The following is a 14476-nucleotide window of genomic DNA, read 5'->3' on the forward strand; positions in this document are numbered from 1 at the left end:
TTGCGGGGCTTTTTCATGTCCTTTTCCGAAGGTATGATTACGAGCATCTTTGTGAAAAATGTTTGGAGATGATATCACAGGTATTTAGCCCGATCGTAGAGAGGATCTTGATTAAGCTCCAGATGGTATTGAACCATTCTTGGGGCTGGATAATAAGCGGAATGATATTCTTATTGAATTTTATCTCGCCCGTGAAATACGCTTTCGCCGCTATGGGCGTGGCTATTACGGCCGACTTGCTATTCGGGATGTTCTCGGCAAAGAAGCAAGGTAAATTCTTCCTATCACAAAGCGGAAGAGATACCCCCGCCAAGGTGATCGTCTATTTCGGTTTCATGCTCGTGGTATTCGTTACGGAACGGATATTCACTCAAGATAACGCCATAATCACCAAGGCCGGATGTACCCTAGCCTGTGTGTGCGAGCTGTGGAGCATGCTGGGTAGCGCATTGATTATCTGGCCGAACATGATGTTTCCAAAGCTGCTTAAACTACAGCTCAAAGGAGAGATCGAGTCTAAGCTAGGAAAGAATATTAGTAACCAATTAGATAAGGAGGATTGTAAAAATGACAACGACACCAAGGGGAATCCGAAACAACAACCCCGGTAATATCCGGAACTCGGAGCGGAACGACTGGGCCGGAGAAGTATCGAAAGCCGATAAAAAGGACAACGCTTTCGAGGAATTCGAGGATATACCGCATGGGGTACGGGCCATGATGAAGCTCTTGCTAAAATACCAGCGATCGTATAACCTACATTCCATAAAGGAACTGATAGAACGATGGGCACCCCGCGATGAGAATGACACGGCGGCTTACGTACGATGGGTATGCCGGGAGATGCAAATGCCGGACTGTTGCCGGCTAGACCTGTCGGACAAGGGAACGATGTGCGCCCTAGTGGATGCCATGTGCTACATGGAGAACGGCGAGCGTATCCCTATGGAAGATATCGAGGCTGGTTGGGAACTGATGTGAGAGTGGTATTGTTTATGCGAACTCCCTTTTGGATAGCGAATCATGGAATATGGACTTTATAAGAGATTGTGTGTCTTGGCCGGAATGGTGGCTCTTTGCGCTAGCTGCTCCGTGCGTCGTAGCGCTTCTGATCATAGCCATTACAGAGATCAAGAGCGACAGGTATTGGAGAGCTTGGATACCTCTATGGATGTACGGCTTGCCAGTTCCAACACCGTGCGAGATCGGTGGAGAAACATCCGGATCATACGAAGGGAATTCGACCTTGAGCGGCAGCCGGACGAAAACGGTCGATACCCGGTCAAGGCGGAAACGACACTCGAAGGCGAGGAACATGAGAACGAGCGAAAAGAAGAAGCGAAAAGCCAAAAGAAAGAGGAGAACGAGAGCGTTTTCGCCCAGTCGGAAGCCAGCCATGAGGAAGAGCGATCCGGAGATACCGAGCTCAACTCCGATGTCGGCAAGAACGCCCTCGGGTGGTGGGCGCTCGGCGTAACGATGGTTTTGGCCTTGGTAATCTTTTTAAGATGGAGATATGGAAAAAAGGATAAAACAAAGTGATGTCTGGGCTGTCATGCAGCAAAAGGATGACCGGGGACGATACAAGATGTTCTCGTTCTCGTATGTGCGGTTGAATGAAAGCCGGGAGGGAAATGGCTCTCCCGGCTCGATCGAGGATTATGAGGTAGCCTACTTCAGCTCGATCCACGCCAAGGGAAGTACGGTAAACATCCGGATTCGGGGCGAACGGTTCCCACGGAAGTTCATCCGTTGCATGATCATCCGGATTAACGGTAAAAAAATATACGCATAATGGGACGCAAGAACGTATTTCTAATGGGTGACACCGCTTTCCTCCCCGGAGCGAAAGCGGCGGTGGTCATGACCGAGGACGTAGGTTTTCTGGAGGATAAAAAATTCACGGCCACGGTCATTACCCCGGCCAAAGGATCTTCCGTCAAGAAAGAGGTCAGGTTTGTACCGTTCGGTCACCAAGACAAGTTGCCCGTAAGGATCATGAAAAAGATCGCCGACAACACGATCGTAGGCAGCAATATCGAGTTCAAGGCGAACATGGCCTACGGCGATGGGTTGATGGTCTGCCGGAGGGTGAAGAATCCGGAGACCCAAAAGATCGAGCTGGAGGAACTTACCCCGGAAGAGGCTCCGGAGATATTCCAGTTCATATCGGATAGCAACTACTTACGGGTAATGTCCGAGCTGGCCAACGATCTGGTCGTATTCTCCGACTCTTTCGTCTATCTGGCTTTTGGCAAACGGAAGGCCGGAGAGAAACCGAAGGTAGTCCAGATCTGGCACCGGGAGATGTGCTTTTCCCGGATCAGCGAGCAAGACGAGAAGACGAAACGCATCGAGTATCATGGTTATTCCTCGCAATGGGGAGAGGAGTCATTTCCGGACGACGTGATCGTAACGAGATTGCTAGACCGCCGAAGCCCGCTTTACGATCTCAAGGTCCGTACCGGGCTCGTACCCGATCCGGAGACCGGAGAGAAAAAGGACGAGGAAGAGAATGGCTATACGTTAAGCCTCAATATGCCGGTACCGGGGCGTTTTTATTACAACCGCCCTTATTGGTGGTCCATCTTCCTCGATTGGTACGAGTTCAGTTGCGCCATCCCGAAATTCAAGAAGGCGTTGCTGAAAAATCAGATGGTCTTGAAATATCACGTCTCCATCAACATGAAATTTTGGGACAAGCTTTACGACTCGGAAGGTATCCCCAAGGATGACAAGAAGAAACGGAACGAGCGCAAGAACGCTTTCCTACAACAACTGAACGACTTCCTTTCCGGAGAGGAGAACGCTGGTAAGAGCTTCGTATCCCATTTCCGGTATGATCAGATCAATAAATACGAGGAGAACGATATCATCATCAAGCCCTTGGAATCATTTATCAAGGGCGGTGAGTATATAGAGGACTCGGAGGAGGCGACAAACGTGATCTGTAACACGATGGGCGTACATCCATCCTTGAAAGGAGCGTCGCCCGGGAAATCGAAGAACATCAACGGTACCGAGGCCCGGGAGTTATTCATTATCGCCCAAGTGCTGTTCAAGCCGCTCCGGGACATGATGGTTCTCCCGCTATACCTAGCCCGGGAGATCAACGGATGGGGAAAAGACATCGAGTTCGTGATACCCAATATCATGCTAACGACACTCGATAAGAACACGGGATCGGAAAAGAGTATCGGTAACGAAAAAGTATAATCATGACACAGCCATTCCTACAAACGATAGATGATTTGAGGCATACCGTCAAGGTAAACGCCTCATTTAAGTTCGAGATATTGGAGCCTTATCTTCAAGACACTTTCGATCGATATATCGTCCCCTACCTCGGGGAAGCCTTGGTCGATCGGCTGTATCGAGAGCCGTTAACGGAAGATATCCTTACGATCAAGATACTCGCCAGCCGGACACTGGGACCATTGGCCGTGGCGATAGCCAGTCCGGAGCTAGGGGTCTTGATCGGTGACAGCGGGCATACGGTAAGCCGGAACGATAAGTTCACCGTAGCCAGCGATCAAAAGATCGCCCGATCGGAAGAGAGCATGCAGGAACGGGGATGGAATAACTTGGATAAGCTACTGGAGCATCTCGGAAGCCACGAGAACGACTATCCGGAATGGAAAGAAAGCCGCTATTACAAGAACCAAGCCAACGGCCACTACCTTAATTCCGCCCGGGAGTTCCAATATTACGGTAAGGTGAATATCGATTATTCCCGGTTGACCTTCGAAAAGTTCCGTCCCCTACTCGATACACTGGAGATGAAGCTATGCCGCTGGATCGGGACCACTCTTGACAAGAGCTTAAAAGACACCTTAAGGACCGGCGTGGATGATCCGCTCCGGATCAAGCTGATTGATTATATCCGGGTATGGCTCGCTATGTACGTAGCCAAGCTCCATACCAGCCAAACCACCCGGGTACAACGTACGGCGGCCGGCCAGCTGGAGTTTAAGCCCGCGATCTATCCGCTGTATTCCGATCCCACGGACAACGGTAATTTCTACGCCGAGCAGGTAACGTCATTAGAAGCGGTAATCGAGGATTACATGAAAGTTTACGCCCCGGAACTAGGCCTCCCCACTCCTATCAAGAACGACTTTAATTCCAAGGACAAACATATTTTCGTATTATGAGAAAAATAACGATCAAAGATATCGATTACCTCGTGCCCGGCACATGGGATGAGATGACAGCGGAACAGCTTTGCTTTCTCGCCAATATTTTGAACTCGAAAAGTACGGCCCAAGAAGCCAAGGTCAAGATGCTATTGTTTTGCCTGTCCGCGAGAATCCGGCGATATCAGAAAGCCAATGGAACCGGTTACGCCGTTTCCCTTCCCAAAGATCGTATATGGATCACGGCCGAGCAACTGGCGGCGTTGAGCACCATCTTTGATTTCTTATTCCAAGAGACAGAAAAAGGGATCGAGCTGGATATCCGCTTAACCCGTAACCCATTCCCCGTCTACAAAGGCAAAGATATCGAGTTATACGGCCCGGAAGACGGCCTGACCAATATCAGCTACGGACAGTTCATCATGCTACAGACTTGGCAACAGCGGATGAGACAGGATTTCTTCGAGGCATTGGATAACTTCCTATCCATAATCTGGAAAGACGGCTCATTCTCCATACGTGAGGACGGTGATCCGGCTTGGTTCCGGAATGTAGAGCCGATCGTAAAGACTGTCATGTTCTGGTACTACCTAGGTAGCATGAATTTCATACAAGCAAAGTTCTCCCGGGTATTCTCCTCCGGAGGGAATGAAGCCCCTTTGGATATATTCGACACGCAACAACGCATCGTGGATGAGATGGCCAGCGGAGACGTGACCAAGAAAGAACAGGTAAAACAATCCCTTTTATACGACGCTCTCTATACCCTAGAAGTAGCGATCGAAAAAGAGGAGAAAAAGAAACAAGACATGTAGTAATAGGTGTTTTTCATGGTATTAGATTTTTAGATTAGTAATGGACAGCCGCTTTGCCTGTGAAGGTGGAGCGGTTTTGTTATTATCTCCAATCCAGATACTATGATAATAAAAATATTACCAAACGTTTGCCATTGATAATATTTTTATTATCTTTGTGATGTCATTAAGACAAGAGCTCTATGCATAGTGACGATGGGCTAAAAGCCCGGATAGAAGAGGCAGAAAAAGATCTCCTTTTTTATCTCCGCAAGTATCATGAACTGACTTCGAGAAGCAAATTCATGAAAGCGGTGGTTGATAAAGAGATCAAGAGACTTGAGAAAGAACTTAAGGAACTTGGAAAGTATTATTGACCAGAAAGGTTCTCCCCCTCCAGGCCAGAGGGGGAGTTTCCCTTTCATGTGTAACTCAAAAAACAGAATAAGATGGATAAAGTAAAGCGTTTTTTTGAACTAAAGGAACTTTGGAAAAAGTCCCCGGAGAATGACCGCCCTACCATAGACCGACAAATTACCGATCTGTTGGATAGCATGGATGAAAAGGAAACCGAACTGCTTACCGCAGGTGTGCAAAATGACTTTGAAAACATCCATAAAGAGATCGCAGACATCAAGGAGCAGCTAACTATTCGTGAGCGACTGAGTCCCGTTTTACCATACCTGTCCGTCTCTAATCTAGCCAAAGATTATTTCGGGAAATCATCCTCTTGGTTCTACCAACGATTAAACGGGAATAGCGTGCACGGTAAAATTTGCAAATTCACACAGGAGGAACTGGCTATTCTGGATATGGCGCTGAAAGACATCAGCCGCCGGATTACTAAATTGAACTTGGTATGATACTTACGAAAACAATACAATGCGATCGGATATGTCGGACAAGTATAAAAACAGTGATATAAGTATGAATGCGGAAGAAAAATTAAATATTTTAATAGCAGAGTACCATTCATTAAAAACAGAGGTAGAGAAAAAAGGCTTTGATGAAAAAATGCAACATACTTTATCAGAGATGTCTTCTGAAGAAAGAAGCAGAAATTATTTAAGGCTCTTTCTTTGTTTATTCAAAAAATATTATCACATTTACATGCCCAATAAAAAACACTATATGAATCCCTATACAGTGTAACAGGTAAGCAATCCTGTTCCGGTTATGTTTCCGGTGGGCGCACTATATAGGGATTCGCCTTTTACCTATGCCATACAAAGTTATTCCACTATCAAAATTATTGATCAACAAGGATAATGATCGTTTTGAACCTTCTTCAAATGAAAAAGAAGCAGTAAATGTTATGCTAGCTAAAATGGGGAGCAAAATTTATAGGATTGCTCAACACATATTAGATAACGGACTATCCCCAAAACCATTTTATGTGGTTTCTTTTGGCGATAAGTTTCTAGTAAAGGAAGGAAACCGTCGAACAACAGCTATAAAGCTAATGACCCGTCCTAATTTAATTGATTCAAAACTTTTTCCTCAATTAAAAAAAGGCTTTATCAAACTAAATATTCAATTTAAAAACTCACCTATCACCAAAATACAATGTTTTGTGTTTGACAATATAACAGAAGCAGATAAATGGGTAAAATTAGAGCATACAGGAGAGCAAAAAGGTATTGGTATCGTTAACTGGAATTCTGAACAAATAAAACGTTTCGATATGAAATATGGGAAAATGCCTCCCATTGAAATTCAAGCCCTAGATTTCTTAAAAAGTTCTCCTTATACCGAAGATAGTACATTGAATCTATTATCAGGCTTAAAAGTCACAAATTTACAACGTTTACTAAGTGATCGTTTTGTAAGAGAAAAGCTTGGCCTCAGATTCGAAAACAGTAAGCTGAAATCCAATATAGAAGAATCTGAAATTGTTAAAGGATTAAGTCTCATTATTAATGACATTACAAAACCAGACTTCATAGTAGGAAAGATCTATACCTCAAAGCTACGTGCAGATTATATTAATGGCTATAAAACAAATAGTTTACCGGATTTAAATCAAAAAGTAGAGAAAGAGTGGTTACTTGTTGATCCTACCATTGAAATACCAGAAGAAAAGAATGCATTTCCTTCTAATAATACAAAAGGAAGCGATAAGAAAGGATTCTCAAACATAGAATCGATTATTAAACGTAAAACCTTAATCCCTAGATCATGTTTGATCAATATAACAAATGTAAAGGTCGCCAAACTCTATTACGAACTACAACGTTTGGATATCAACTCATTTACGATTTGTTCATCTATAGCTCTTCGTGTTTTCATCGAGTTAAGCGTGGATACATTTTTAGAAAAAAAAGGGTTACTTCCAGAAGATAAAGTATCAGCCTCAAAATCAGGAGCTACCCTTTATCAGAAAGTAAGTAAAGTCACCGATTTCATGGCCAAAAAGAAATATATTGATGACACTTTAAGCAAAGGCATCAAAACCATAACTAAAGATCAAAATAGCATTTGGGGTATAGATACGATTCAAGCCTATTTACATAATAATCAATTTTCACCCTCAACCGAAACTCTATTAACCACATGGGACAATATCCAAGAATTTGTAGTAACTTTGGAATACCTTTGTTAGTTCCTTATACAAAGGACTTTGAGAGAATTACCCAATTTTGAGGTAATGACTTGGCAACTGTGACATTTGCTGCGTTCTTCCTCATTTTGCTTCAAAGCAATAGCTCGTGGTGCAAATATATGATATTGGGGTGGAAACAGCAAATGTCCACCCCAATAATTATCAATAATTGTCAGTTAAGGAAATAGAATATCCTCTTTTGATATATTCCAATTATCAAAACTAAATTTCCACCGTTCCTCCATAAATTGCAGCATCAACAAACCACGCTTCTTTATTTCATCTGGAGTCCATTCTTTATGTTTAGAAACTTCAATTTCACTATACGAGCCATTATAGTATCCTATTTCTTTTCCGTCTTTGTTTAGCAGACATTTCTTTTTGTCAAAATCGTAATTCTGCAACTTTGAATTTTTAGAACGATTTAATAGTAATAGATTTCCCAAAGAATTCAAATACTGACGTTTTTCTGAAGGTTTAAGATGCCCAAAACGATTTTTCCAATAAATATCATTAGGTGATTGTGGGTATATGTGTTCAATTGTATCCTCTTTCTTTCTCTTGTTAAAGTCCTCCCAAGAGACTTTCATATTAGCATTGTCTTGTAGGTACAATTCATATTCATAGAGAAAATACCTAAGTCCGCTCCATGAATAAAAGCCTTCTCTATCATTTTTTGAGAATAGTTCTTTTATATGATTTTTGAATCTTTCCAAATCAAACCATCCATAATAGTTTTCATCGTCTTCCCCATCCGTCAAAAAGTCAATATCTGCCGTAATTGTTTCTATATCCAACTGTCCCATATAATACTCTCTTGTCTTTCTGTAAAGATTGCTATTTTGCGTATTTGAAGAACGGTGTGATACAGCAAAAACCAAGAAATTGAATCTTTCACAAGCATCTAAAAAATTCCAAATTAAATCCTCATTGGTTTCTTTGGTAAATACAGCCATTATCATTGGAGGGAAAGCACCCCAGCCAACTCGTTCTAACTTCTGAATGTGCTCTTTTATTCTATCTGAATGGTTAGAATATTGGATGTTAAATATGTAGAACCATTGTTTTACACACTTAGATAGGCTGTCGATATAATTTTTTTAATGAATAAAATTTAAAGGAGACAAAAATGCCACAAATTCTTATAGACAGAAAAACATGTTCTAAATGCAATACTTGCGCAACTGTATGTGTAATGGGAATCATTGATAAATCGACAGCCTTAAATTATCCAACCATACCTGAAGAAAAATTGGATTATTGTTTAAAATGTGGTCATTGTGAGTCTTTTTGTGCACAGAAGGCTCTTACCTTAGATTTCCTTCTTGACGAAAAAATTAATACGTCTTTTTTGGATAGTCAGATTGAACCACAGAATATAGCATTGTATATAAAAAGTCGACGTTCTGTGAGACATTATTCTTCAAAGACAGTTAATAAAGAGTTAATTGCTAAAGTTATTGATATAGCCCGTTATGCTCCATCTGGAGGGAATGGACAACCAGTAAAATGGATTGTTATTCATAAACCATCAGAGGTAAATCGTGTTGCAAGTTTAACCGTTGATTGGATGCGAACTATTCAAAACACATCACATCCTCTAGCAGATTATGTACCTGCAATAATTTCAACTTGGGATAGTGGTTTGGATTTGATTTGCCATAATGCTCCCCATTTACTTTTTGCACATGTTCCTATTGAGCCAATTGATGACCCTACCGAAGCAATTATTGCTTTGACTCATTTTGATATTGCTGCGCCCGCTTTTGGTATCGGTACATGTTGGGCTGGATTCGTAAAGTTGGCTATAGACAATTATAAACCATTAAAGGATTTGTTATCAATACCAGAAGAACGTAAAGCGGCTTGTCCAATGCTATTTGGATATTCAAGTTATAAAATAACTTCTATTCCGAGACGCAATCCTGTGGATATTACATGGAAGTAAAATAGAAGTTACTTAATGACTAAAATGGTGTATTAAACAGTTAATCTTGATTCAGTAAAAAAAATAATTTTGTTTTACTGAATCAGACTCTAATCAACTAACAATTAAGAGGGATGGTTTTTTTCAGGAACTCTCTCCAACATTTCCAAAAAACAACATTCCCATTGTTTTGCAGCCAAACTAACAATTTGACAATTAAGATTTATTCCATATTTATCAGCAATAACTCTGACTTGACTTTTTCTGAATATTGTCTTTAATACAGTTCTGGCTGGCAAATCGGGTTTTTGCAACAAGAAAGTGAGAAAATTCAGATATTTTCTTTTCAATTCATAACTTATTGACATTTTTTTTCTTTCAATCTTTAAAAGTGCTGACTTGACTTTTGGTGGTGGCAAAAAACTCTCATGAGATATTTCATACATAAGTTTTAAATCAAAAAAAGTATGATAAAACACAATATATGGATTGAAAACTTTTTTTGAAAATAACTTTTGGGCAGGTTCAAGTTGCATTATCAATGAACCACCCATAAAATGCTCAACACTATCAAACATCAAGGATTTTAAAATTTCAGAAGTTATTCTGAAAGGGATATTAGACACAACTTTAAAATTTCTTTTTGGTATGGTGTAACATCTAAAATCACAATCAATAATTTTGACATTCGTGTTGTTAGAAAACTTGTTTTTTAGAATGGACAATAGCGATTTATCATTCTCTATTGCAATTAGATTTGTGCATTGACGAACTAAATGAACAGTCAAAAATCCTTTTCCGGCACCAATATCTATAACAGTGTCGGATTCATTTATTTTCGCAATTTTAATTGCATCATCTATCAGCACTTTATCTATAGTAAAATGCTGTCCCGTGTATCTTACGGGCAGTTTATTTTTTATCATTACTTATTTCTTTAATTGAGATATTCCCACTTAATACATTTTTTGCGGTGAATTTTTTCTTAAGTAAAAACTCGGCATACACATCAGATTGACTTCTATCGTATGTGAAATACATTATCCAATGATTAAACAAGAAGTCATCATCATCTAATGGATTATCTTTGTTTTTACCTAAATATTCATATATGGTTTTCCATGTTTCATTAATATCTGTTCTTAATCGTCCTTTTGTTTCATCATCTTCATGTAATAAAGTGGACAAATATATTAGACGGTTTTTTAGTAGTTCCAAATGAGACAAATCTTTTCCTCTATTGTTCATTGTCTCAAATGTTACATATACATCTAATGAGTCATCTATTTCATAATAATTGAATTTCAACCTGTTTATTGCCTTATCAAAGATAGCTTCTTTATCCTCTTTACTCAATGACTTAAGTCTATTTTTGAAATATTCTTTTGCAAACATAAGATTTGCTGTATACAATGTTTCGGGATACTTGTCTGCAGCAGAGGATTCTTGTTCTAAAATCTTTGTCTTGAAATACTCATCGCTTGGATTATCCTTTTCATATCCAAATACAAAAGACTTATATAGCTGGTTGTAAGAACGATACAAAAAACGGTCTATCCATTCACTCTTTTGTCCGTAATTAATGCCTTCATTGTCATTAAACGTACATAAAATTTCATGCAATAAGATAATTAAAGTAGTCAATCTCTGCTGTCCATCTATTACATAATATGCGGACAGCCCCTTTTTGAGAAGCCATAAATCATCTTTCCATTTTTCGATATTGGATACCTCATTTGCATTTATTGGTTCTACTGTCAATAATCCAATATAATGTATTTTATTGGGGCTAAGGTTTTGGATATCTTCCCAAAAGTCATCTAACTGGCGTTCTTCCCAAGAATAGCCACGTTGAAAATCAGGAATACGAAAAATTTTATTGTTGAATATTTCTGATAATGACAAAAGCTTTGTATCGCTCATACTTTTAGACTGCTAATCAATTTTTGTTTTCTATATATTCTAATATGTCATCCATCGTTGCTTTGAAAAAACGACCATAATCGCTTGATACATTTATAGGCTCCCAGATTTTGAAGCACTTTTGTCCTAATGAACGACTAAAAGAAAGTTGGTATTTTTTTCCACATACCGTAAAATCAAAGACCTCACCCTTTGTTCCTGTCTCTAAGGCTTCTGATAGGTCTTTCAAATTTTTAATCATCTCATCTTTACTGCCAAGAAAAAAAACGATTGGTTGATGATATTTTGAATTATTAGGTAAAGTTACAGAATACACTTCTACTTCATCTATAATTGTTTTATTTAGCGCCACAGAACCATTTGTAAAAGATTTCACTTTCTCGATTTTAGCAACTTTTTTTAGTTGAGCATTTGTGTAGGTTGGCACAGACAATAGTAATGTTAAGACAAGTATGCACTTTAAACATACACTTGTTCTCTTTAATACTCTCATAATTAGATACGTTTAAATTGTTAAAAATAAGCGTGAACCGTATGCCACACTCTTACTTGAAGGTCGTAGGAAACCTTGAATACAGATGTAACAATAGCAGCCCACGCTATAGCGTGAGAACCACTATGCTATCCTTGTATTCAGATTGAAAATTTCCTACGTTTTCAAGTACAAGATAAGCATAACGCTTCTTCTTTTTCTCGTATGTCTTTGAAAAGGGTTGCCCCAATCCGAATACAAAAGTATAAAAAATCCGTGATATGTCATTCAACTATCACGGACTTTATTTTGATTTACAAATTAATACCCCGATTTTGTCTCCTTGCTTGTGGTCTCAGCTTCTCAATAAACTCCTCTTTCTTCCGTCTGAACCAACTGACATGTGAAACTCCGTCTATGTGGAGGTTGAAATTCCCCTCCTTGTCCTCTTTCAGTGAGCATATCGTTTTGTCTGCCTTGAAATGCTGGTTAAACTCACAAGAATAGAGTTCCCCTTTGATGGAAACATCCTTGAACGTGCATAACTTTCTGATGAGAGCATCGCCAAAGTTCAGCGTATCACGCAGAAATTTGATGGTTGGCATCAGCTTCTCCACATACGGGAAATAGTGCTTGACATAATCCACGAATTCGGACAGCTTGCGGTGCCGCTGTTCGTAAGCATCCGTTATCTCCTGTATGTGCTTTGCCTGTTGCTGTTCCCTGTGTCGAGCTTCTTCTTCAAGTTCGAGGATGCGGTCTTGCAAATCCTCGTTTCTGCGTTCCAAAATCTTAACTTTGTTGCTTCCGAAAAGAGAACCGACACTTTCTGCAATGTGGATCGCTGCTGTGGTGGCTGCGCCTTTCAGTTTCTCGGTCTGCACCTCTTTCTTGGCTCGTCTGAGTTCCTGCTCCGCTTCGGTTTTCTGCTCCTGCAAATCCACCACTTCCGATTTCAAGCTGTCAGCAAGTTTCTGTATGTCTCGATAATACTGCTGTGTGGACTTGTGACGAGCCTGTGAGCCGTCTATGCCACGTTGCAGACCGTACTTTGCCATCGCTATGGCATAACTGTCCTGGTAGGATTTCAGCTTCAAGCGTGTCATGATATCATCGGCACACAGGCGGACGGCATTGGTTGGTTTCTTTCGATACCGCTTCTTTACCTGTTCCTCACGTTTCTTGCGCTTGCGCTCTCCCTTGACAATCGGAACGAGGGTAATATGTATGTGTGGCGTTTCCTCGTCCCTGTGCAGGTGTGCAGCCACGATATTCTCCTTGCCGAACAGGTCGGCAAAGTATTTCATATTGTCGGCACACCATTCGTCAAGTCTGCCCTCCTTTTCGATACGCTTCATATCCTCGTGCGTTCCCGACACATTGATACGGATAGCCCGAACTTGGTTGTTCCCGATTTTGCGTGTCAGTCCTGCTTCCTCCAATCTCTTTTGAATGGCTGCCGTGCGGTCTTTTATTCCATCGGGGTATGTGACGAGTTTTCGGTTAAGGTGTGTGCGTGTGGGGTCTGCGTTCTTCGGTATGATGAAACGCTCGATGTGGGCGGTCGTTCCGCTGTCGGAACCGTGCGCCTTTTCCATGTGTAATACTACGAATCCCATATATAATTCCTTTCTTATTCTGCTTGTGAAACATCGTTTGATTATTGCTTATGTACGGCTGTTGCCGTTGGTCTTGGAGAGTCCAGAGAGGTGCAACCTCTTTGGCTTATTGGGGAATTTTCAGCGTTGCTTGCAATGCGGCTCGGAAAATTCCCTAATAAGCTACGGTATTTTCCATCGGTAAATATCCGTACCGCTGCAAGCATCCCCTTACATCTTCAACCCTTTCTTTTTCGGTGGCTGTATCATCCGCCTTGCGGATTGGACTTGCTTCTTCTCCGTTATCGGTTTTTCCGATTGGGACATGGGCTTGTCGCACAGGTAAGCGTTCAGGTCTTTGTGTCCGTTGTAGTTGTCGGAGAAGTCGCAGATGCGACCACTGAACTCTCTCGCCAAGTCCAAGTAGGCATTTCTTCCTGCCTCGTCATTGTCAAACAGGCAATGGATGCGCTCGTACCTATGCAGCACGTCTATGGCTTTGGAAACATTGGCAATCGAATTAAGGATGATGTAATCCTGCCCATCAAGGTTGGGTATGATCGGGCAGTTCCTCATCCGCAACGTAAGAAATGACAGGTAGTCCATCATACCCTCGAACACTAGGCATTTTTCTCTCGGTTCTCCCTGCTGGCATATATGGCTGATGTCCTTCGGTGCGATGCAGCCCTTGAAGAAACGGTTGCGCACTTCAAACCCTCCAGCCACATTCGGGAAGCCGATGGCGAAATAGGGCTTGCCGTTATGGATGAAGTGCAGTTCCTTACATTCCAATCTTGCCAAGTCGGTGTTTATGCCCCTTTCCTGCAAGTAACGGAGCAATGCAGGATGGGTAAGTTCTCCCACCTCTAACTGGTGGAAACTCGGTTCGGATGACTGCTGGCGAAAAGAGTAAAGCCAAGCCTTTGTCTTGATTGAAATCAGAGTGGAACACAGAACGTTTCCGCCGCCTATGGCGGCAGAAACGTTTTTAGTTACCTTTGCTGTAGGCATAAGAAGCAAGCCG

The 14476-nt window shown here is 41.3% G+C and carries 18 protein-coding genes; 12 read left to right on the forward strand and 6 right to left on the reverse strand.

Going from position 1 to position 14476, the window contains the following annotated elements; all coding sequences use genetic code 11:
- Positions 1 to 68: 68 nt before the first annotated feature.
- The 11 genes from NBH07_RS20405 (at position 69) to NBH07_RS20455 (ending at position 7532) form a co-directional block, all read left to right on the forward strand.
- A complete protein-coding gene (locus NBH07_RS20405; RefSeq protein WP_009018478.1) occupies positions 69 to 611 on the forward strand; it encodes a phage holin family protein in 543 nt (180 codons plus the stop codon).
- Positions 568 to 981: a hypothetical protein gene (locus tag NBH07_RS20410; protein WP_009018479.1), complete on the forward strand. Its 414-nt coding sequence runs from the start codon at positions 568 to 570 to the stop codon at positions 979 to 981. Before NBH07_RS20405 ends, NBH07_RS20410 begins: the two co-directional genes overlap by 44 nt.
- A 42-nt stretch (positions 982 to 1023) precedes the next feature.
- Positions 1024 to 1542, forward strand: a complete 519-nt coding sequence (locus tag NBH07_RS20415; protein ID WP_009018480.1) for a hypothetical protein — start codon at positions 1024 to 1026, stop codon at positions 1540 to 1542.
- Entirely contained in the window at positions 1517 to 1795 is a 279-nt protein-coding gene (locus NBH07_RS20420) for a hypothetical protein (protein ID WP_009018481.1), read from the forward strand. The genes NBH07_RS20415 and NBH07_RS20420 overlap by 26 nt, the downstream gene beginning before the upstream one ends.
- Complete coding sequence (locus NBH07_RS20425; protein WP_156682800.1) at positions 1795 to 3216, forward strand: hypothetical protein; 1422 nt, start codon at positions 1795 to 1797, stop codon at positions 3214 to 3216. Before NBH07_RS20420 ends, NBH07_RS20425 begins: the two co-directional genes overlap by 1 nt.
- A 2-nt stretch (positions 3217 to 3218) precedes the next feature.
- Positions 3219 to 4154 (forward strand): DUF6712 family protein, encoded by a 936-nt coding sequence (locus tag NBH07_RS20430; protein WP_156682801.1) that lies wholly within the window; start codon positions 3219 to 3221, stop codon positions 4152 to 4154.
- On the forward strand, positions 4151 to 4951 hold the full coding sequence (locus NBH07_RS20435; protein WP_156682802.1) for a hypothetical protein: 801 nt from the start codon (positions 4151 to 4153) through the stop codon (positions 4949 to 4951). The genes NBH07_RS20430 and NBH07_RS20435 overlap by 4 nt, the downstream gene beginning before the upstream one ends.
- Before the next feature lie 182 nt (positions 4952 to 5133).
- The gene (locus tag NBH07_RS20440; RefSeq protein ID WP_009018485.1) at positions 5134 to 5307 is read left to right on the forward strand and encodes a hypothetical protein; all 174 of its coding nucleotides are present in this window, start codon (positions 5134 to 5136) and stop codon (positions 5305 to 5307) included.
- Positions 5308 to 5379: 72 nt separating this feature from the next.
- Positions 5380 to 5793: a DUF5053 domain-containing protein gene (locus NBH07_RS20445; protein ID WP_087345601.1), complete on the forward strand. Its 414-nt coding sequence runs from the start codon at positions 5380 to 5382 to the stop codon at positions 5791 to 5793.
- 64 nt (positions 5794 to 5857) lie between these two features.
- Positions 5858 to 6082, forward strand: a complete 225-nt coding sequence (locus tag NBH07_RS20450; RefSeq protein WP_147331036.1) for a hypothetical protein — start codon at positions 5858 to 5860, stop codon at positions 6080 to 6082.
- A 67-nt stretch (positions 6083 to 6149) separates the two neighbouring features.
- On the forward strand, positions 6150 to 7532 hold the full coding sequence (locus NBH07_RS20455; RefSeq protein ID WP_250833585.1) for a hypothetical protein: 1383 nt from the start codon (positions 6150 to 6152) through the stop codon (positions 7530 to 7532).
- A gap of 176 nt (positions 7533 to 7708) precedes the next feature.
- Here NBH07_RS20455 and NBH07_RS20460 read toward each other — a convergent pair whose 3' ends face one another.
- Entirely contained in the window at positions 7709 to 8488 is a 780-nt protein-coding gene (locus NBH07_RS20460) for a GmrSD restriction endonuclease domain-containing protein (RefSeq protein ID WP_204795942.1), read from the reverse strand.
- Positions 8489 to 8661: 173 nt separating this feature from the next.
- Between NBH07_RS20460 and NBH07_RS20465 the strand changes: the two genes are divergently transcribed.
- Positions 8662 to 9480 (forward strand): nitroreductase family protein, encoded by an 819-nt coding sequence (locus tag NBH07_RS20465; RefSeq protein WP_004342663.1) that lies wholly within the window; start codon positions 8662 to 8664, stop codon positions 9478 to 9480.
- Positions 9481 to 9584: 104 nt separating this feature from the next.
- On the opposite strand, the gene erm is transcribed toward NBH07_RS20465, so the two are convergent.
- The 5 genes from erm to NBH07_RS20490 all read right to left on the reverse strand — a co-directional run.
- The gene (erm, locus tag NBH07_RS20470) at positions 9585 to 10385 is read right to left on the reverse strand and encodes a 23S ribosomal RNA methyltransferase Erm (protein WP_118158801.1); all 801 of its coding nucleotides are present in this window, start codon (positions 10383 to 10385) and stop codon (positions 9585 to 9587) included.
- Positions 10372 to 11382, reverse strand: a complete 1011-nt coding sequence (locus tag NBH07_RS20475; RefSeq protein WP_250833586.1) for a DUF262 domain-containing protein — start codon at positions 11380 to 11382, stop codon at positions 10372 to 10374. Before NBH07_RS20475 ends, erm begins: the two co-directional genes overlap by 14 nt.
- Before the next feature lie 16 nt (positions 11383 to 11398).
- On the reverse strand, positions 11399 to 11875 hold the full coding sequence (locus tag NBH07_RS20480) for a hypothetical protein (RefSeq protein WP_117748424.1): 477 nt from the start codon (positions 11873 to 11875) through the stop codon (positions 11399 to 11401).
- Positions 11876 to 12168: 293 nt separating this feature from the next.
- Positions 12169 to 13473, reverse strand: a complete 1305-nt coding sequence (gene mobV, locus NBH07_RS20485) for a MobV family relaxase (protein ID WP_117748425.1) — start codon at positions 13471 to 13473, stop codon at positions 12169 to 12171.
- A gap of 210 nt (positions 13474 to 13683) precedes the next feature.
- The coding region (locus NBH07_RS20490; protein ID WP_250833587.1) for a toprim domain-containing protein at positions 13684 to 14476 on the reverse strand (793 nt) is incomplete at its 5' end.

Source organism: Parabacteroides sp. B2-S-102 (assembly GCF_023656665.1).
GTDB classification, from domain to species: Bacteria; Bacteroidota; Bacteroidia; order Bacteroidales; family Tannerellaceae; genus Parabacteroides; species Parabacteroides distasonis.